At 58.5% G+C, this 17,922-nt stretch carries 13 protein-coding genes; 5 read left to right on the top strand and 8 right to left on the bottom strand.

Annotation, left to right across the window (positions count from 1 at the left end; translation table 11 throughout):
* Window positions 1-8: 8 nt before the first annotated feature.
* The 8 genes from Q4577_RS04475 to Q4577_RS04440 form a co-directional block, all read right to left on the bottom strand.
* A complete protein-coding gene (locus Q4577_RS04475) occupies window positions 9-2,660 on the bottom strand; it encodes a GH116 family glycosyl-hydrolase (protein WP_303468479.1) in 2,652 nt (883 codons plus the stop codon).
* 40 nt (window positions 2,661-2,700) lie between these two features.
* Window positions 2,701-5,463, bottom strand: a complete 2,763-nt coding sequence (locus Q4577_RS04470) for a GH116 family glycosyl-hydrolase (RefSeq protein ID WP_303468480.1) — start codon at window positions 5,461-5,463, stop codon at window positions 2,701-2,703.
* Between the two features lie 4 nt (window positions 5,464-5,467).
* On the bottom strand, window positions 5,468-6,550 hold the full coding sequence (locus Q4577_RS04465; protein WP_303468481.1) for an ABC transporter ATP-binding protein: 1,083 nt from the start codon (window positions 6,548-6,550) through the stop codon (window positions 5,468-5,470).
* An 11-nt stretch (window positions 6,551-6,561) separates the two neighbouring features.
* The gene (locus tag Q4577_RS04460) at window positions 6,562-7,413 is read right to left on the bottom strand and encodes a carbohydrate ABC transporter permease (RefSeq protein WP_303468482.1); all 852 of its coding nucleotides are present in this window, start codon (window positions 7,411-7,413) and stop codon (window positions 6,562-6,564) included.
* Window positions 7,410-8,300, bottom strand: a complete 891-nt coding sequence (locus Q4577_RS04455) for a carbohydrate ABC transporter permease (protein ID WP_303468483.1) — start codon at window positions 8,298-8,300, stop codon at window positions 7,410-7,412. Before Q4577_RS04455 ends, Q4577_RS04460 begins: the two co-directional genes overlap by 4 nt.
* Before the next feature lie 71 nt (window positions 8,301-8,371).
* Complete coding sequence (locus Q4577_RS04450) at window positions 8,372-9,652, bottom strand: ABC transporter substrate-binding protein (RefSeq protein WP_303468484.1); 1,281 nt, start codon at window positions 9,650-9,652, stop codon at window positions 8,372-8,374.
* 485 nt (window positions 9,653-10,137) lie between these two features.
* Window positions 10,138-11,121 (bottom strand): hypothetical protein, encoded by a 984-nt coding sequence (locus tag Q4577_RS04445; protein WP_303468485.1) that lies wholly within the window; start codon window positions 11,119-11,121, stop codon window positions 10,138-10,140.
* A gap of 139 nt (window positions 11,122-11,260) precedes the next feature.
* On the bottom strand, window positions 11,261-12,796 hold the full coding sequence (locus Q4577_RS04440) for a sulfatase (protein ID WP_303468486.1): 1,536 nt from the start codon (window positions 12,794-12,796) through the stop codon (window positions 11,261-11,263).
* Between the two features lie 89 nt (window positions 12,797-12,885).
* Here Q4577_RS04440 and Q4577_RS04435 point away from each other — a divergent pair, with 89 nt between their 5' ends.
* The 5 genes from Q4577_RS04435 to Q4577_RS04415 all read left to right on the top strand — a co-directional run bounded on the left by Q4577_RS04435 (window position 12,886) and on the right by Q4577_RS04415 (window position 17,875).
* Window positions 12,886-13,653, top strand: a complete 768-nt coding sequence (locus Q4577_RS04435; protein WP_303468487.1) for a helix-turn-helix domain-containing protein — start codon at window positions 12,886-12,888, stop codon at window positions 13,651-13,653.
* Between the two features lie 30 nt (window positions 13,654-13,683).
* Window positions 13,684-14,940 carry an ABC transporter substrate-binding protein gene (locus Q4577_RS04430; RefSeq protein WP_303468488.1) on the top strand — a complete coding sequence of 419 codons (1,257 nt, stop codon included), beginning with the start codon at window positions 13,684-13,686 and terminating at the stop codon, window positions 14,938-14,940.
* Between the two features lie 121 nt (window positions 14,941-15,061).
* Entirely contained in the window at window positions 15,062-15,955 is an 894-nt protein-coding gene (locus tag Q4577_RS04425; protein ID WP_303468489.1) for a carbohydrate ABC transporter permease, read from the top strand.
* A gap of 5 nt (window positions 15,956-15,960) precedes the next feature.
* On the top strand, window positions 15,961-16,785 hold the full coding sequence (locus Q4577_RS04420; RefSeq protein WP_303468490.1) for a carbohydrate ABC transporter permease: 825 nt from the start codon (window positions 15,961-15,963) through the stop codon (window positions 16,783-16,785).
* Between the two features lie 10 nt (window positions 16,786-16,795).
* The gene (locus tag Q4577_RS04415; protein WP_303468491.1) at window positions 16,796-17,875 is read left to right on the top strand and encodes an ABC transporter ATP-binding protein; all 1,080 of its coding nucleotides are present in this window, start codon (window positions 16,796-16,798) and stop codon (window positions 17,873-17,875) included.
* Window positions 17,876-17,922 lie beyond the last annotated feature (47 nt).

Genomic DNA, 17,922 nt, shown 5'->3' with positions numbered 1-17,922 from the left:
TTTATCAATCATCGGCGCATATGTGTGTCAACGTCACGGGCGCGCGCCAAATCAATGGCGGGGTCATGAATGTCCAGCGAATTGCCCGCCGACAGCTCTACCATAACTGTGTTGTCCGCCTGTTCAACATATGCAGAGACATCAAACGGCGTGCCACAAATACGGATTGTCTTCAGGGCCACATGCCCGCCCAATACCGTGATTTTTGCCGCCCCCGATGTGATCGTGACCTGCCCCCAGGCCGATCCGGCAGACCAGATCGACATGAACCGCTGGCCCTCGGACATCTTCGGATCAAATCCGATGGCCCCTTGTGTCAGATCGAATTCGAACCCGCTCAGGATCGGCACGGCGGCATAGCTGGCCATGGCGCGGGCATAGTTCGATCCGCATTCGATTTCATTCCACGGGTTCCGGTTGTGGCCGCGATATCGCGCGCGCGCGGCTTCGAACACCTCCAGCCCCTTGTCGAATTCACCAATCATCATGAGATGGGTCGCAAATGCATATTCGTACCCGCCCATGACCGAATGGGTGTGCGGTGTCGGGAACACCGGGTATCGCACGTCTTTTGGCCATGCGCAGGTTAGCGTACCTTTCTCGTCCCCGACGGCAAAGACCCGCGCCGGATTGGCCACCTCGGCCAGCGGGCCGAAATTGTGCTGATAGACCGACAGAAGGGCAGAGCGCACTTTGGCGTCGTCGAACACCGATGACAATCCATAAAGGTCTGCGTGCCATTGACCAAGAACCTGATCAATGCTGCACCCCTCGCCCATCTGATATTTGAGCTCCTGGAACTCCTCGCTCCAATAGACATCATAGACGGTGCCGCCAAGGTTGTTGGCACTGATCGCCGCATCATCTGATTGATAGACATCCAGCTGGCCCCGGTCGTCCAGATCGACCTTTTGCACGAAATAGGCGCCGTTGAACAAATTTTCATCTATCCATTTGCGGCCCTTGGCAAAAATACCCCGGTATGTCTCGGCGCTATTGGTGTCGCCCAGGGCATCCGCCATCCGGGCCGCCGCATCCAGAGCCGCCAGATAGAACCCGGTCAGCCAGGAATTGGGACCAAAAAGCTCCATATCCAGGGTATGATGCTGCCGCCCCTGGATCACGCCGGTCTGATCCGGGTCCCACCGGTCATAATTGTCCGGGTGCCACGCGTATTCCAGCGCCGCCTTGGCATGGGGCCACCATTTGCGAAGCCATTCGGTATCGCCCGACATTTTCCAGTCGCGATAGGTTTTCAACACATTCCCCATCTGGCCGTCCACGCAGGGCCGGAAACTGGAAATGCCGACACCCAAAGGCAGGCTAAGACGGAACGACATGCCACCCGATCCGGGCAGTTGGTTATGAAGATAGTCGGCCTCATGCATGCTGCGTTCAAGGTCAGGGAACAGAAAGCCCAACGCCTGCTGGTAGTTCCAGACATGGGTGCAACTGCCCTCGCAGCTGCCCTTGCCGACATCGCAACCTTCCCAGCCATAAAACGTCCCATCCTGCAGCCGCAATGTGGTGGGTGTTTTCAACGTGGACAGATGCGCCGAAATCGCCTCGCGCAGGACATGTGGCATGGTCATGTCACGCAACACCTGTTGCAGATCCCGGGTCGGTCCGGCCAGATCCTGCCACCGGGCAAAGGCATCCTGGGCGACATGCGCCGCACCGGTCCAGACAGTGGCGTAATAATTGCGCCAAACCGGATCAACGGGGCGGGGCGCGTCAAGCAGAGGCAGCACAGACTCCCAATCCTTTTGCACATTCGGGACAAACCACGAAATGGCGACCCGCAAGGTCCGCTGCGCACCGGCAGGCAGGGTAAAGTGGCTGGCCAGCGTCCCGTGTTCGGCCACGGTATACCGCCCCCCCGGCAGGGTGCATTCCGCATCGCCATATTGCCGATCTTTCAGCCGACCGGGCCGCGTGATGTCGCGCCAATGCATTTCAAGCGTATCAAACCACGTCGCGCGATAGATGTTATGGATATGGCTGGTGTCATCGCCTTCTATCGTCAGGGCCATTTCGCCATAATCGACATTATTGCGATCCGTACCCGCCCGGCCCACAAGCTGGGTACAACCGTCCTGCTGCTGGACCTCGACATCTGCACGGTCCTTGAATGCGAACCCCATGCATCCGATGAGCGTATAATCAATGTCATGATCACTTGTGTTTCGCACTGTGACTTCGAACATCGCGATTGGTGCGCTGGATGACTTGCTGTCCATCGGGATAAAGGGGTTGAAGGCCCGAAGCTGGACCGCGCCGGGGAAATGGCTGTCTTCGAAATCCACCGTGGCAATTGGATAGGGACCGGTCAGGCGGCTTTTCGCAAAACTGGGAAAGCCGGCCATGCGCTCACGTGGCACACCAAAACCATAGGAGCCGAAACTCGACGTCGTATGATCCCCGGCAAGCGGGCCCTGATACGGCCCGTGCAGGATACGGGTATCCAGAACCTCGCCACCCTGTTCAGCGCGCAATGCGAAATGGGTGATGCCGTTCAGGCCCCCCTTGTTCGGTTTGTTGAAGATCTCCCAATCGCTCAACCTGCCGTCGGCGCCAAGACCAATGCTGCCCGTGCCGATTCCGCCCAGCGGGAAGTTGACATGGCGTGCGGTATCGCCGGAAAAACTGAAGTCCGTCATCATCATATTCCTAAAATTTTGAAGATCGCCCAGGGCGATGTCAGCAGCCGCAGTTGCCCGGCGTGGCTGACAATGTGTCTATTGCGATGGTCGCGCCCTTGCGCGGGCCCAGATCGGACACCACCAGCTCATCCCCGGTGCGCAGCTGCACATCGTCAAACCGCAAGGCATCCGCCGTTCGAGAGGTGACTGCGATCGCATCCGCATTCACACAGAGCGTCGCCTGATCGGCATTGCCATCGAAGGTCAATTCGCGCAAACGCAGCCCGCCGCCAAAGACCGACAGTCGAAGCATGCCTTCCTCAACCCGGACCTGCCCCCAGGCCCCGCCAAGCGCCCAGAAACTTTGGAAACGCCCGCAGCAGTCAACCTTTGGGGCAAAGCCCATGCGACCTTTGCCAAGGTCGTAGTCAAAGCCGGACATCAGCGGCAACGCGGCATAGCTGGCCATTGCACGGGCATAGTTCGACCCGCATTCGACCTCGTTCCAGGGGTTGCGGTTCCATCCGCGATACCGTCCGCGGATCGCCTCGAACACCTGCACGCCTTTGCGCAATTCGCCCGCCATCAAAAGCGCACCACCAAACGCATATTCATATCCGCCTTGGGTTTCCTGTGAATACGGCAGCGGAATATCCGGTCGATGTGTCCCCTCTGGCCAGGAACAAATCAGCGTCCCCCCCTCGCCATCCACCGCATAGACACGGCATGGATTGGCGGTCTGACGCAGGTCGGCCCGGAAGCTTTCGGCAAATGTGGCGTTCAACGATGCGGACACTTGCCGGGGATCGAACACCTCACTCACACCGCAAAGCGCGCCCAGCCAACAGCCTGTCACCTGATCAATGACCATGCCCTCGCCGATCTGATACTTTATTTCGCCGGCTTCTTCGTTCCAGTAAATGGCGTCTGCGGTGACAGCGCGGACAGGTGCGGGGCCATCCGCCGCCGTATGATCGGCATCGTTGTCGGCCATGATCGGGTGGTTTGTGTCGGTATATTGAAGCAACAGGGCCTTGTCGTTCAGATCCAGTTTCTGGCCGTAATACCGCCCGTTGAACAGATTGCTGTCAGCCCATGCCTTGCCACGGTCAAAGATCGCGGCAAAGTCCTGCGCCGCTTCGGTGTCGCCGACCATCTGCGCCATTTCAACGCCCGCCTTCAGCGCGGCCAGATAGTAGCTGGTCAGCCAGGAATTCGGCCCGAACAATTCCATATCCAACGTATGGTGCTGGCGTCCGGTGATGATCCCCGTCTTTTCGGGATCCCATTTGTCGTTATTGTCGGGGTGCCATGCAAAGCCGATTGCCGCTTTCACCTGCTGCCAATTGTCCCGCAGCCAGCTGTCGTCACCTGTGACCTTGGCCTCGCGCAGGACGCGCAGAACGGTGCCGTAATGGCCATCCACCGCCGCCCGGTCAAGATTGCGCACCGCGCCCAAAGGCAAGGGCGTGCGAAAGGCAAGCCCGCCGGTGTCGGGATCTTGCAGAAACTCGAAATCTGTCGCCACCAGACTTTGCGCCAGATCGGGAAACAAAAAGGGCAAGGCCTGTTGGTAGTTCCAGACATGGGTACAACTGCCTTCGCAACAGCCTTCCTGCATATGGCTGCCTTCAAAGCCATAAAAAACGCTGTCCTTGAACAGGGTGACCGTGGGCGATTTCAGCGTGCTGATCGTAGAGCTGATGGCATCCAGCACCGGGTCCGGCAGATCCGTTTGGCGCAGAACCTCGGCAAATTTGCGTGTTTGCTGCCACATTGGCGACCAGTCCGACACCGTTTGATCGACCGCAGCATCAATTGTCGGCCACCAGACCGAATGTTGCAATGTCCACCGATCCGGCACAGAGCCGTCGTTCGGCGCGGTGCGAATGTTGGAGTCCCAATAGCGTTCGAAATTCGGATACCGCCAGTTGATCGCCAGCCTGAATTTCCGGGTTTCACCGGGGTCGACCCGCATCCGCGAGGCAAGCGTGCCGTGATCACGGTCATTTACCGAACCGCCCTTCCCTGCCACCAGCGCCCCGTCATACTGCCGATCGGGCAAGGCCCCCGGCGTCGTGACCGCGTTCCAGTATTTCTGCAAGGCGTCAAACCAATGGCCCCGATACCAGTAGTGCTGATGCGACACATCGCCATCCAGCATCGAAAGCGCCAGCGCCCCATGCGCCATATCGTCGGATTGTGCCTCGGGGTTCGGATCAAAGAACAATGTCTTGCCGGCCCCGTCGCGGGACACAACCCGCGCCTGTTGCGGGCAATTCGGATCAGAGGCCAGCGTTCCAAAAAGGGTGAAATCAAGCGCCTCTTCCGTGGTGTTGCGCACCGCAATTTCGAACATCGCCACCGGCAGCGCCGTGGTCCGGGTATCGCCGGGCACAAAGGGGCTGAGCGCACGCATTGTCACGAAACCGGGGAAGTCTAGATCAATGAAATCAATCTCCGCCGCCGGATAGAACCCGCGAAAGACGCATTCGCGAAAATGCGGCAACCCGGCAAGGTATTCGCGCTTGACGCCAAACCCGAAGGACGAAAACCGCTCTCCGGTCATGTCGCCCGATCGGTTGCGATCAATCGGGCCGTTCAGGATACGGCTGTCGACAATTTTCCCGTCCTTTTCCGCACGCAACAAGAAGTGCGAAAATCCATGTGTCGACCCCTTGTTTGGTCGGTTGAAGATTTCCCAATCAACCAGCCGGCCCCGGCCGGACAGGCCAAGACAGCCCGCGCCAAGCCCGCCCAGCGGAAAAGAGATATGTTCCTGTGCGTCATGCGCATAGGTAAAATGACTTCCGAAGTCCATGATTTCAGACCCTTTTTCCGTCGCTGTCAAATAGATGTGCGGTCCCGGGCTTGATGCCCAGCCGCAATTGATCGCCAACAGCATGCATGTCGCTGAACGGCTGTCGGATCGTGAATTCGCCATAGGGGCTGTCGACCTGCAGCAGCAATTCCGCCCCAAGATCTTCGAGATTTGCGATCCTTACATCCAAACCCTGGGCCGTTTCCGGCAGGATTTGCCAATCGTCCGGCCGCACCCCGACCTGGCTGACATCGCCAAGCCGCGACACTGCGGCGCCTTCTGGAATGCTGGTCGACAGGGTCTCTCCGTCGGCAAACGACATGCGCAGCTGCGCCCCGTCCGGGGTTTCGGCACGGCAGGGCAAAATGCTGGTCTTTGGCGATCCGATGAAGGTCGCCACAAAGACCGAAGCGGGTTTGCTGAACACCTCGCGCGGGGGGCCGAATTGTTCGACCTTGCCCTCGTGCATCACGAAAATCTTGTCCGCCATGGTCATGGCTTCGATCTGGTCGTGGGTGACATAAACCATCGTCGCCCCCAATTCGCGATGCAGTTTCTTCAGCTCGACGCGCATGGTGGCACGCAGGCTTGCATCAAGGTTCGAAAGCGGCTCATCAAACAAAAAGACCGACGGATCACGCACGATGGCACGTCCGATGGCCACGCGTTGCATCTGGCCGCCGGAAAGCTGCTTCGGCTTGCGGTCCAGCAGATGTCCGATTTGCAGGATCTTCGCCGCTGCTTCGACCTTTTGCTGAATTTGCTCCTTCGGCTCGCGGCGTTCGCGCATGCCAAAGGCCATGTTTTCAAACACCGACATATGCGGATAAAGCGCATAACTCTGAAACACCATGGCAACGCCGCGTTCGACCGGCGCGAGATCATTGACCACGCGGTCGCCGAATTTCATCGTCCCCGAACTGATCCCCTCCAGGCCCGAAATCAGGCGAAGAAGGGTAGATTTCCCGCTGCCGGAGGCCCCGACAATCACGGCGAATTCTCCGTCGGGGATGGTCAGTGAAATGTCCTGCAGGACTTCGAGTTCACCGAACTTCTTGACGAGATTATTGATTTCTACTGACGCCATTTCGGCAACTCCTAGTTTTTCATCCCGGTGCCGGTCAGGCCCTCGACGATGAATCTCTGTGCAAAGAGGAAAACGATGAACAATGGCGCCAGTGACAATGTCACACCGGCCATGATGCCCGCGATATCCGTGTATTCACCCGTTGTGGCGATGGTCAGGATGGCCAAGGGCAAGGTAAGCTGTCCCTGGTTCTGGGCAAAAACGAGTGGCAACAAGAAGTTATTCCAGCTTGATGCAAAGGTGATGATGCCCAGTGATGCCATTGCCGGTGCCATCTGTGGCAGGGACACCCGCCGAAAGATCGACCAATAGCTTGCACCTTCGATCAGCGCCGCCTCTTCGTATTCGACCGGCTGACTGACCATGAACTGCCGCAACATGAACACGCCCAGCGGCGAAATCAGGGTTGGCAGGATCAGCGCCCAGATCGAATCCAGGATCTTGATCGAAGCGAACTGAAAGAACAGCGGGATCAGCACGAAACTGGCCGGGACCATCAGGCTCATCAGGATCAGGGCGAACATGACCGCCCGGCCCCGGAACTCCAGCCGGGAAAAGGCAAAGGCGGCAAGGCTGGAACTGACCAGCACCCCAAGGGTGGTCATGACGGCGATGAACACGCTGTTCCAATAGGCGCGCAAAAACGGCACGCGCGAGGTGAACAGATTGCGATATGCGTCAAGCGACGGGTCTTCGGGGACATAGGTCGGCGGCAGGACCAGCCCCTTGCCGGGTTGCAAAGATGTCGAAAACATCCAGACAAAGGGCATGCCGACAAACACCGCAATCACGATCAAGGCCAGCATGGCAATCCAGTCGCGTTTTTCGAACGAACTGGCGGTTTGGAAATATGTACGGATCATTGATGCACCAGCTTGCGGCCAGCCAGAAACTGGACAATTGCGACAAGGGAAACGATGACAAGCAGCGCCACAGAGGCCGCAGCACCGGTGGCGATATCACCGCCGTTGAAAGCCTCGTCCACCATATACATGACGGTCACGCGGGTGGCGTCGCCGGGGCCGCCGTTGGTCATGACACGCACCGAGTCATAGACCTGAAGCCCGGTGATCGTTGCATAGGTCGTGGCAAAAAAGATCACAGGCGAAATGATCGGCAGGGTGATCTTGAAAAAGATGCTGCGCGGGCGCGCGCCATCAATCTTTGCGGCTTCGATCAGGGAACGGGGCACGTTTTGCAGCGCCGCGAGAAAGATGATCATGTAAAAGCCGAACCACTTCCACACATCGAAAATCACGATCGACACAAGCGCCATATCGGCATCGGTCAGCCAATGGATCGCGGGCAACCCGATCTTGGAAAGGTAATAGTTGATCAGGCCGAAGTCAGTGGAATATAGCGCCCGCCAGACAAAGGCGACCGAAGACACCGCCACCAGCACGGGCAAAAAGAACACCAACCGGAACACATAGAGCGCCCAATGGGGCAGCGCCCGGTTCATCAAAACCGCGGCAAACAGCCCAAGGGACACATTGCCGATCACCGCGAAGAGCACGAAAACAATGGTGTTTTTGACGGTTTTCCAGAAAAGCGGATCCGAAAGTACCCATTGGAAATTTTCCAGCCCGACATATTCAAAGCTCAGATTGAAACGCTCTACGTAGAAGAACGATCCAACCACTGTGATGACGATGGGGGCCAGCATGACATAGAGAAAGATGACATATGCAGGCGCGACAAAGAGATAGCCGGCAATTGCCTGCTGGCGCTGTATTGATTTTACGAGCATTTGGAACTCACGAATTATGGGGCTGAAAAGGTGCGCGCATCACCTGCGCGCACCATGGGTGCCAGACGTGGTTAGCGGGCCCGTCGCATGGCGCGCGTCAATTCCGAGTCCATGGATGATACAGCATCTTCCAATTCGGCATTGCCGGTCATGTAATCGGCGAGATGGCGCAGGAAAATGTCTTCGACCTGGCGGAAATTCGAAGGCGCGGTTACGGAACGGACACGGCTCGCAGAGTCATAGTAGATTTCCGCGTTGGCCGGGAATGCCAGATAAGCCTCTGTGGTTGCCCACTTCTTCGTGGCCGGGATCGAAAACAGGTTTTCCGAAGCGGTGCGTTGGAAATCATCTCCGGCAAACAGCCGCAGCCATTCCAAAGCCAGCTCCATATTCGGCGACTCCTTGAGCACACCCAAGCCACCAATGCCGAACACTGTCACTGGGTCCATGCCCTCTTTGGCGACGGGCGGCATGGCGATGCCGGCATTCAATCCAGCGTCACGCAATGCGGGCACGCACCAATGGCCACAGCTGAACATCGCGACCTGTCCGGCAATGAATTCTTCGGTGCCAAGCCGCTCTTCGTAGGTCGGCGATACCTTGTGGTCGTGGATCAGGCTGTGCAGGAATTCCATTGATTCCGCAAACGCCGGGTCCTTTGCATTCGATGCGGTCCAGTCCTCGGTCAGTTTGTCGGTATTGTTGTTGAAGAACCAGGGGCTCAGCACGAAATTTTGATTGCCGGGGATCATGTATCCCCATTGCTCGACTGCGCCTGAATCGTCGCGAACCGTCAACGCCTTTGCGGTTTCGGCGAACTCTTCCCATGTCCAGCCAGCCTGGGGATATTCCAGCCCGGCGGCATCAAACAGGTCGATGTTGTAGTAGATCACCACGTTGTTCCACTGCAACGGATAGTAGTTCAATTCGCCCGTCGACCGCGATTTCATGGCGTTCAGAAGGTTGGGATCGATGTCGGCCACAACACTGCTGAGCTCTGTGCTGTCTTCGATCAGCGGCGCAAGATCGGCCAGCAACCCGGTTGATGCGATCATCTCAAAGCCTTCGATGGCTGTCTCGACCACATCCGGCGCGTCCCCGGCGGCAACCTGATTGAGGTATTTGTTGGTGTATCCGGCCCAATCGCCCGCTGGCGTATTGTAACGGATATCAAGCGTCACGTTGGGGTAAAGCTCTTTGAACTTGGCGATTGTTGCATCCGCCGCCACCACAAAATCCGGCGAGTCCCGCATAAAGATCTTTAGTGTTCCTTCGGTATCGGCGTTCAATTCGGCCAAGGCCGTGCTTGCCGTCACCGCAGCAATCGCCGCGCCCATCATGGTTTTGTACATTTGGTTTCCTCCCATTTGATTGATGAAATATGCGTGAAGTGTATTTTATTTTTTTAAACATTAGCGACGAAAATGAAGCTGCGTCAAGCCAAATGTTTAAAATAATTTTGTGCAGATATGCAGCTGATCAGGAGCGTCTAGTGCCAACAGAAACCGGACACCCGCATCTGTCACGCAGGGCGGACAATCCGATCTCACCACTTTCGCGTAATGTTGCGCTGCTCTGGCGGCAGGGGATTTTCGTCTTAATTACAGAAAGTTAGATTCGGCGCACAGCAAACGGCATCCCACCCGACAGACCGCCAAAACAGCCGCAGGTCATCGTGCCAGATTGAACGCGCCGGAAGGTCGGTTCCACAACAGTTTTATCGCCGCGCTCCCCCTGACCGGATCACGGCCAACGACGCCCGAGGGATGCAGATGGCGTATCTGTACCGCCCGCTCCGCCCGGAATCGGTAAACCCACCCCGCGGCGATGGGCGCGATCAGGCCTCTTGCCCCAAGGCAAAGGCGCTGATTTCATAGCGCGTGCGCCAGATGTGCCCCGCCCGCAGCTCGACCCCGGCCTTGCGGCCCTCAAGCACCGGATCAAAGGGCATGACACCCCGGTCGAACAGGCTGGACACCGGCTCGACGCCCAAACCGGTGAATTGCCCCAATCCCGGGATCGGCGCGCCGGGGTTGGCCAGCCACAACAGGCAATGCGGAAAATCTTCCGTTGACCAGGTCAAACGCACGCCGGCCCCTTCGGCACCGTAGCGCAGTTCGAATTGCCCATCGCAGTCCCAGATCTGAACCAAAGCTTCGCGTTGCTGGGTAAATTCCGCCGGAAAGGTCACATTCGCCCCGTCACGGGTCGGAATTCCCCCGCCTTTTGTCACGGTCGTTCCCGGCAAAAGCGCCATGCCCGGCGGTGCAAGTTCCGCCGGGATCGTCGTCGCCTGTTCACCACCGCGCCAGACCAGACTGCCGCCCGCCGCGCTGTCAGGCACCCGGAAAATCGGATGCAACCCGATCGGCAAAAGACAGTCGCGGGCGGGTGTGATGTCCAGCAGAAATTCCACCGCAGGCCGGTCATCGCACAACCGGATCTCGCGCCGAACCGACGCGATGTCGTGGCCGTCAGGATAGGTGATGGCAAGCCGCGCCGTGCGGCCATCGGTCTCTTCCAGCGTCCAATCGGCATTGCTGCAAAACCCATGGTGCTGCGGATCGGCGGATGAGGTACCGAAGGGCACACAGGGCCATTCGCCGCCCAGTTCGACCAGATGCGGGGACAGGTCCGGCACAGATCCGGGCGCGACCTTCCCGGCCCAATCGGCCTCGGCCAATGGGCTGAACGCCCGCCCACCGGGCAAGTTGAACCACAGATCATGCAGGATCGCACCAAGCGGGCTGATCTGGGCCGTGCAAAACCGGGATTGCACCGGAATTCGCGAAGGCATCGGCGTGGACGAACAAGCAGTCATCAAAAGGGTCCAATAATTTTGTGTCGGTCAGCACCCGCGCGAGGGGCAGCCCCCATTAATCATACGCCTCTGGCGCAGGATCAATGGGTCTTGACCCTAAACCAAAGCGCAGGCCATCACACTTCGTGAAGCGAGCCGCTCACGCCGCCCGCCGCGCACCGATGCTGTCATGTTCGGGCACATCGCCGATTTCGGCCATACGCGCATCCAACTGTGCCAGCATATCATCAAACACATCCGCATAATCCGGGTCATCCGCCACATTCATCAGCTCCAGCGGATCCTTGTCGCAATCGAACAGTTCCCATTCCGGGGGTTCATCGGGACCATGTGCGCCGGGTTGGCCCAGATCCGAATTATACCAATAGATCAGCTTGTAACGATGGCTGCGCAGCCCGTAATGCGACCAGGCATTGTGGTGTTCGTCCTTGTGCATCCAATAGCGGTGATAGGCGCTTTGCGGCCAGCTTTCTGGAACATCCTGTTCCAGCACCGGGCGCATTGATTGCCCCTGCATATAGCTCGGCACCGGCAGACCGGCGTAATCAAGGAACGTGGGCGCGAAATCGACGTTGGTGGCAATGTCACCGGCCACCGATCCCGGCGCGATGGCGGCGGGATAGCGGATCAGGAAAGGCATTTGCAGCGATTCCTCATACATGAACCGTTTGTCGAACCAACCATGTTCGCCCAGGAAAAACCCCTGATCCGAGGTGTAGATGACAATGGTGTTCTCGGCCAAACCTTCTTCGTCCAGCCAATCCAACATGCGCGCGACATTTTCATCCACCGCATTGATCGTGGCCAGATAGCGCTTCATGTAGCGCTGGTATTTGAACAGCGCGAGTTCCTCTTCGGTCTCGAAGGTAAAATTTTCGCCGGTGTGCCGGTCAATCAGCACCAGATCGCGGGGATCGGTTGGGTGCGGCACGCGGCGATCCACATCGCCGGGGGTGCAACGTTCGCCCACCTCTGCGCCGCCCTCGGGCTGGATCAGCCCCAGATCGGCATATTTCAGATCCATCCGCACCCGCATCCGCGCCTGTTCCGCGGCACGCGCGCGATTGGCGTAATCGTCATTATATGTGGCGGGCACCTTGATGTCCTGACCGTCAAACATGTCGCGGTCGCGCGGGTGGGGTTCGAAATTCCGGTGCGGCGCCTTGTGATGGCACATAAGAAAAAATGGCCGGTCGGTGTCACGCTCTTTCAGCCAGTTCAGGCTTTTGTCGGTGATGATGTCGGTGACATAGCCGGGTTCTGTCCGGTCCTCGCCCATTTCAATCATCAGGGGATCAAAATAATCCCCCTGCCCCGGCAGCACAGACCAATAATCAAATCCGGTCGGCTCATGCGGCTTGCCCTCGCCCAGATGCCATTTGCCGATCATCGCGGTCTGATACCCCGATTGCCCCAGATGTTTCGCCACATTGGGCCAGCGGTTGTCGATATGGGTATCCAGCGTGGTCACGCCGTTCACATGGTTATACGTACCTGTCAGGATCGCAGCACGCGACGGGGTACAGATCGAATTGGTCACATAACAATGATCGAGCCGCATGCCTTCTTTGGCGATTCGGTCGATGCCGGGGGTTTGGTTGATGCCATGACCATACGCCGAAATCGCCTTGGAGGCATGATCATCGGACATGATAAACAGGATATTTGGTCTCATGTGCGGCTCCGTCCCTTTGTGTTTCTCAGGTCAACTGTTGACCCATTTCTTAAATATGGTAGTAACAAATCCAGATATAGGAATCAAGAATGTCCGGTACATCAAGCAGAGTGATCGCAATTCTAGAGGCCCTGACCGGCCCCGAAGCCGACGGGCTAAGCGCGCAAGAGGTCGTCGAACGCTCGGGGCTTCCGGCCTCGACCGGCTATCGAATCATCACCGAATTGCAGGAATTGGGGCTGGTGCACCGCACCGCCGCCCGCAAGATCATGGCGAATTTCAGCTTCCAGCGGCGGCTGCATTGCCCCGGGCTTGACCCTGAATTGCTGGCCGAGGCCTGCGCGGTGCTGAGCGATCGGTTGACCGTCGCGGCCGAGGTGGTTGTGCTAAGCGGCCACAACATGCTCTGGCACATTGTGCAGCAGCACCCGGAACAGGCGATCCGCCTGCGGGCCTTTCCGGGGTTCATGCGCGGCGCCTATGAGCTCGATTCAATTTCGCGGCTGGCCTTGGCGCATCGCCCGGTGGAAACGCTGGAAAAATCCTGGGACACCGGGGCGTTTTATACCGCCGGCGTCGACCGGCGGCCGCTGGACTGGCCCGAGGCGCACGCGATGATCGCCGCTGTCGATCCGGCCCATATGCAATATGACATGATGGGCAACGCCAAGGGCATCCGCCGCTATTGCGTCGCCATCCATGGCCCCGACGGCAACATGGTGTGCCTGCTGACCGTGGCAGAGGCGGCCACACCGGTGCGCGACGAAACCCAGCATGTCGCCAATGTGCGCAGCCACCTGATGGCCCAGAAAACCACAATCGAAAACGCGTTTCGCGATCCGGCCAAAACCGGCTGAGACGCATCAACAATCTAAGGGAGGACAACCATGAAATTCACCATATCAGCCTTGGCCACAGCAGCGGCCCTAACCGCGATGCCCGGCTTTGCCCAGGACCTTGTGCTATCCATCGGCTCGCGCGGCTATGGCCCGGCGGTCGAACGCAATATCGAAAGCTACACCGCCGCAAACCCCGATGTCAGCATCGAGTGGAACAAGGTGTCGGATGTCCCCGGCGAAACCCGCAAGTTGTACGTTACCGGTCTGACCGCCAAGAGCCCGACACCGGATATCTATGCCGTGGATGTGATCTGGGCCGGTGAATTCGCCCAGCGTGGCTGGCTTCAGCCGCTGAACGGCCTGCTGGATGACGCCACGATTGACGCTTTCAACCCCTCGCTTCTGGCGGCCTCGACCGTGGATGGCGCGGTGCATGCGCTGCCGCTTTATGCCGATGGCATCCATTTCTTCTATCGCACCGATCTGCTGGAAAAATACGATCTGGACGTGCCAAAAACCTGGGAAGATGTGCTGGCTGCGTCGCAAACCATCATCGACGGCGAAGGCAACCCGCAGCTTTACGGTTTCGTGTCCATGTGGGCCAAGATCGAAGGCCTGTTCATGAACTGGCTGGCCTTTACCAATGGCAATGGCGGCGGTTTCTATGATGCGGATGGCAATGTTGCGGTGAATTCGCAGGCCAATATAGAAGCCACGCAATTCATGGTTGATATGGTGCATGAACACCGCCTGACGCCTGCGTCGATCCTGAACGCGCGTCCCGATGATGCCCGCACCTTGTTCCAACAGGGTCGCGCCGCATTCCTGATGGTGCAGGACTTTGTACATGCCCCGCTAAGCGCAGAAAACAGCCCCGTCGCCGGTAAATTCGACTTCACCCGCACGCCGTATTTCGCGGGCCACGAAGAGGCCAATTCCACCACGATGGGGGGCTGGTTCCTGGGCATCAATCCGAATTCCGAAAACAAGGAAGCCGCCGCCGAATTCCTTGCGGATTTCACTGCCAAGGAAAAACAGCTGGTCGCCGCGGTCCAGGACAATCGCGCGCCCACCATCCCAAGCGTCTATGACGATCCGTCGATGGCCGAAAACGAAGTGCTGGCGAAATTCGGCAAGAACTATGATTTCGGCGTGGTCCGCCCCTCGGCGGGATCGGGTGCCAAATACCCTCGCGTGTCGGAAATCATGCAGCTGGAAATCACCAATGCGCTGCACCGTCAGAAGTCGGTCGAAGAGGCGCTGACCGACGCGCAAACCCAGATCGAAGCCCTCCTGGCTGAATGATCCGGGCTGAATGATCCGGGCCGCGTGAAGCCGGCCAAGTGATCTAGCCAACAACCGAAACCTGCGCTCCCGGCGGCCTTTGCGTCGCCGGGCCGGGCGCTGACACCCAAACGGTGGATTTATGACAAGCATCTCCTCACCGCTCGACAGGCGCAGGCATCTGACGGGCATGGCCTTTATCACGCCGACGATGATCGTGATCATTGCGATCCTCGTCTATCCGATCCTGCAATCCATTGTGCTGAGCTTCGGCCAATCCAGCATTGACGGCACGGAACCCTATCAATTTGTCGGGCTGAAACATTACGCCGCCCTGGCAGGCAATGAACGGTTCTGGAATTCGCTCTGGGTGACGCTGACCTTCACCGCCATTTCCATCCCGCTGGAGCTGGCGATGGGCATCGGGCTTGCGGTGCTGCTGAACGAACACTTCCGCTTCAAGGGCATCGCGCGGCTGGCCGTGCTGTTCCCCTGGGCCCTGCCCACCGCGCTCAACACGCTGATGTGGCGCTGGATGTACAACACCGATTACGGCCTCTTCAACGCCGCCGCATTGCAAAGTGGCATCGTGGATCGGCCGATCAACTGGCTGGGCGATGAAACGCTGGCGATGGGGTCGATGGTGGTTGTCGCGGTTTGGAAAACCTCGTCCTTCATGGCGCTGATCATCCTTGCCGGGCTGCAATCCATTCCCCGCGACCTATATGAGGCCGGCCGCATGGACGGCATGACCCGCTGGCAGGAGTTCCGTGAAATCACCCTGCCGATGCTCAAGGGTCCGATCCTCGTGGCGCTGATCGTGCGGTCGATGGATGCGCTGCGCACGTTCGAGCTGCCCTTTAACCTGACCGATGGTGGGCCGGTCACCGCGACCGAGAGCCTGTCACTCTATGCCTACAAGGTGATCTTCGATTTCATCGAATTCAACTATGGCGCGGCCATCGTCGTGGTGCAGTTCCTCGTCATCTTCGCGATGAGCCTGCTTTATATCCTCACCCTGCGGAACAAGGACTGATCGCCATGAAAACCCGTCCCCGTTTCGGCCTGTATACGCTGGTGATCCTGTCGGTGGTGATTTCCTTCCTGCCGATCATCTGGCTGGTGCTGACCTCGCTCAAAACCACCGAAGGCATCTATGCCTGGCCGCCACAGTATCTGCCCGATCCTTTCACCCTGAAAAACTATATCAACATCATCACCAATTCGCCGGAACTTCTGCTTTATGTGCTGAACTCCTTTATCGTGGCGCTTGGCTGTACGATTGTCGCGCTCAGCTTTGGCGGCATGGCGGGCTATGCCCTGTCGCGGCTGGGGATGCGCAAAGCGGGCGTTTTGATGGTCTTCATCCTTGCGGTGTCGATGTTCCCGCCGGTGTCGCTGTTGCCGTCGCTGTTTCAGAACTTCCTCAGCCTCGGGCTGCTCAACACCTATACCGGGCTGATCATCGCCCATACCGGGCTGTTCCTGCCGTTCACGGTCTGGATGCTGGCCAGCTATTTCGCCACGCTCCCCCCCGAAATTGAGGAGGCCGCGCGCATGGATGGCATGGGCTTTTTCCGCATCTTCTGGTCAATCGTGATCCCGCTCAGCTGGCCGGGGTTCGTGGCGACCGGATTGATTGTCTTCATCTTTTCGTGGAACGAATTCCCGCTGGCGCTGGTGTTGATGACACAAAACGCGATGCGCACCGCCCCGGTCGGCATCTCGCTTTATCCCGGCGAATATGCCTTCCCTTGGGAAACGATTTCAACGGCCACCGTGATCGCCATTGTGCCGATCCTGATCATCACAGCCATCTTCCAGAAACAGATCGTCGGCGGTTTGACCGCAGGCGCAGGTAAGTGAGACCCCGACAATGACCGAAGTAAAACTGGACCGTATCGGCAAATCCTATGGCAACGTCGAGGCCGTGCAACAATTCGACCTGACAATCCAGGAGGGCGAGTTCCTTGTGCTGTTGGGGCCCTCGGGCTGTGGCAAATCCACGACGCTGCGGATGATCGCAGGGCTGGAAAGCATCACCAAGGGCGATCTGATGATCGGCGGCACACGGATGAACGACGTCGACCCCAAAGATCGCGGCGTGGCGATGGTGTTCCAGAACTACGCGCTTTATCCGCATAAATCGGTGTTCGACAACATGGCGATGGCGCTGAAACTGCAAAAGGTGCCTGCGGCCGAAATTCAGGACCGTGTCGGGCGCACGGCCGAGCTTTTGGGTCTGACCGAATACCTGCACCGCAAACCCGCCGCCCTGTCCGGCGGCCAGCGTCAGAGGGTTGCCATCGGTCGCGCCATCGTGCGCACGCCCAAGGTGTTTCTGTTCGACGAACCGCTGTCCAACCTGGATGCCAAGCTGCGGGTGAAGATGCGGATGGAGTTGCAGGAGCTGCATGAACGGTTAAGCGCCACGTCGGTCTATGTCACTCATGATCAGGTCGAGGCGATGACGCTGGCCGACCGCATTGTCATCATGAACGGTGGCGTTGTGGCCCAGGTCGGCACCCCGCGCGAGGTCTATGACACGCCCGCGGATGAATTTGTCGCGGGCTTCATTGGCAGCCCGGCGATGAATTTCATCGACCTGACCCGTGACGACACCGGCGGCTGGCGCAGCGATTGTGGCAGCCTGTCGCTGCCCGCCTTGCCCGTGGATACCGGGGCCCGCACTGCTGTGCGATTGGGCGTGCGCCCCGAACATATAGAGCTGGTGTCCGGTGCCCCGGACGATGCCGCGCTGTGTTATCAAGCGCAGGTGCTGCTGGACGAATTGCTGGGGGCGGATGCGCTTCTTAGTCTGGGAATTGGCGATGCCCGCCTTCTGGTACGCGTCGGCGGCATCAACCATCCCGTCAAAGGCGATCAGGTGACAATCCGCCTGTCGCCGTCACAGCTGCATGTCTTTGATACGGAAACCAGCGCCGCGATCTACTAGGGGCGCAGGCAACCCGTATGATGGTCTGTTTCCCGCAGACCATCATA

Origin of the sequence: Marinovum sp. 2_MG-2023, assembly GCF_030548265.1 — a bacterium.
Classification (GTDB): Bacteria; Pseudomonadota; Alphaproteobacteria; order Rhodobacterales; family Rhodobacteraceae; genus Marinovum.
This window is presented reverse-complemented; position numbering and strand designations above follow the sequence as displayed.

Excerpts from the sequence above, each read along its gene's own strand:
- Q4577_RS04475 (WP_303468479.1), bottom strand. The coding sequence starts at position 2,660 with ATGACGGACTTCAGTTTTTCCGGCGATACCGCACGCCATGTCAACTTC.
- Q4577_RS04470 (WP_303468480.1), bottom strand. The coding sequence starts at position 5,463 with ATGGACTTCGGAAGTCATTTTACCTATGCGCATGACGCACAGGAACAT.
- Q4577_RS04465 (WP_303468481.1), bottom strand. The coding sequence starts at position 6,550 with ATGGCGTCAGTAGAAATCAATAATCTCGTCAAGAAGTTCGGTGAACTC.
- Q4577_RS04460 (WP_303468482.1), bottom strand. The coding sequence starts at position 7,413 with ATGATCCGTACATATTTCCAAACCGCCAGTTCGTTCGAAAAACGCGAC.
- Q4577_RS04455 (WP_303468483.1), bottom strand. The coding sequence starts at position 8,300 with ATGCTCGTAAAATCAATACAGCGCCAGCAGGCAATTGCCGGCTATCTC.
- Q4577_RS04450 (WP_303468484.1), bottom strand. The coding sequence starts at position 9,652 with ATGTACAAAACCATGATGGGCGCGGCGATTGCTGCGGTGACGGCAAGC.
- Q4577_RS04445 (WP_303468485.1), bottom strand. The coding sequence starts at position 11,121 with ATGACTGCTTGTTCGTCCACGCCGATGCCTTCGCGAATTCCGGTGCAA.
- Q4577_RS04440 (WP_303468486.1), bottom strand. The coding sequence starts at position 12,796 with ATGAGACCAAATATCCTGTTTATCATGTCCGATGATCATGCCTCCAAG.
- Q4577_RS04435 (WP_303468487.1), top strand. The coding sequence starts at position 12,886 with ATGTCCGGTACATCAAGCAGAGTGATCGCAATTCTAGAGGCCCTGACC.
- Q4577_RS04430 (WP_303468488.1), top strand. The coding sequence starts at position 13,684 with ATGAAATTCACCATATCAGCCTTGGCCACAGCAGCGGCCCTAACCGCG.
- Q4577_RS04425 (WP_303468489.1), top strand. The coding sequence starts at position 15,062 with ATGACAAGCATCTCCTCACCGCTCGACAGGCGCAGGCATCTGACGGGC.
- Q4577_RS04420 (WP_303468490.1), top strand. The coding sequence starts at position 15,961 with ATGAAAACCCGTCCCCGTTTCGGCCTGTATACGCTGGTGATCCTGTCG.
- Q4577_RS04415 (WP_303468491.1), top strand. The coding sequence starts at position 16,796 with ATGACCGAAGTAAAACTGGACCGTATCGGCAAATCCTATGGCAACGTC.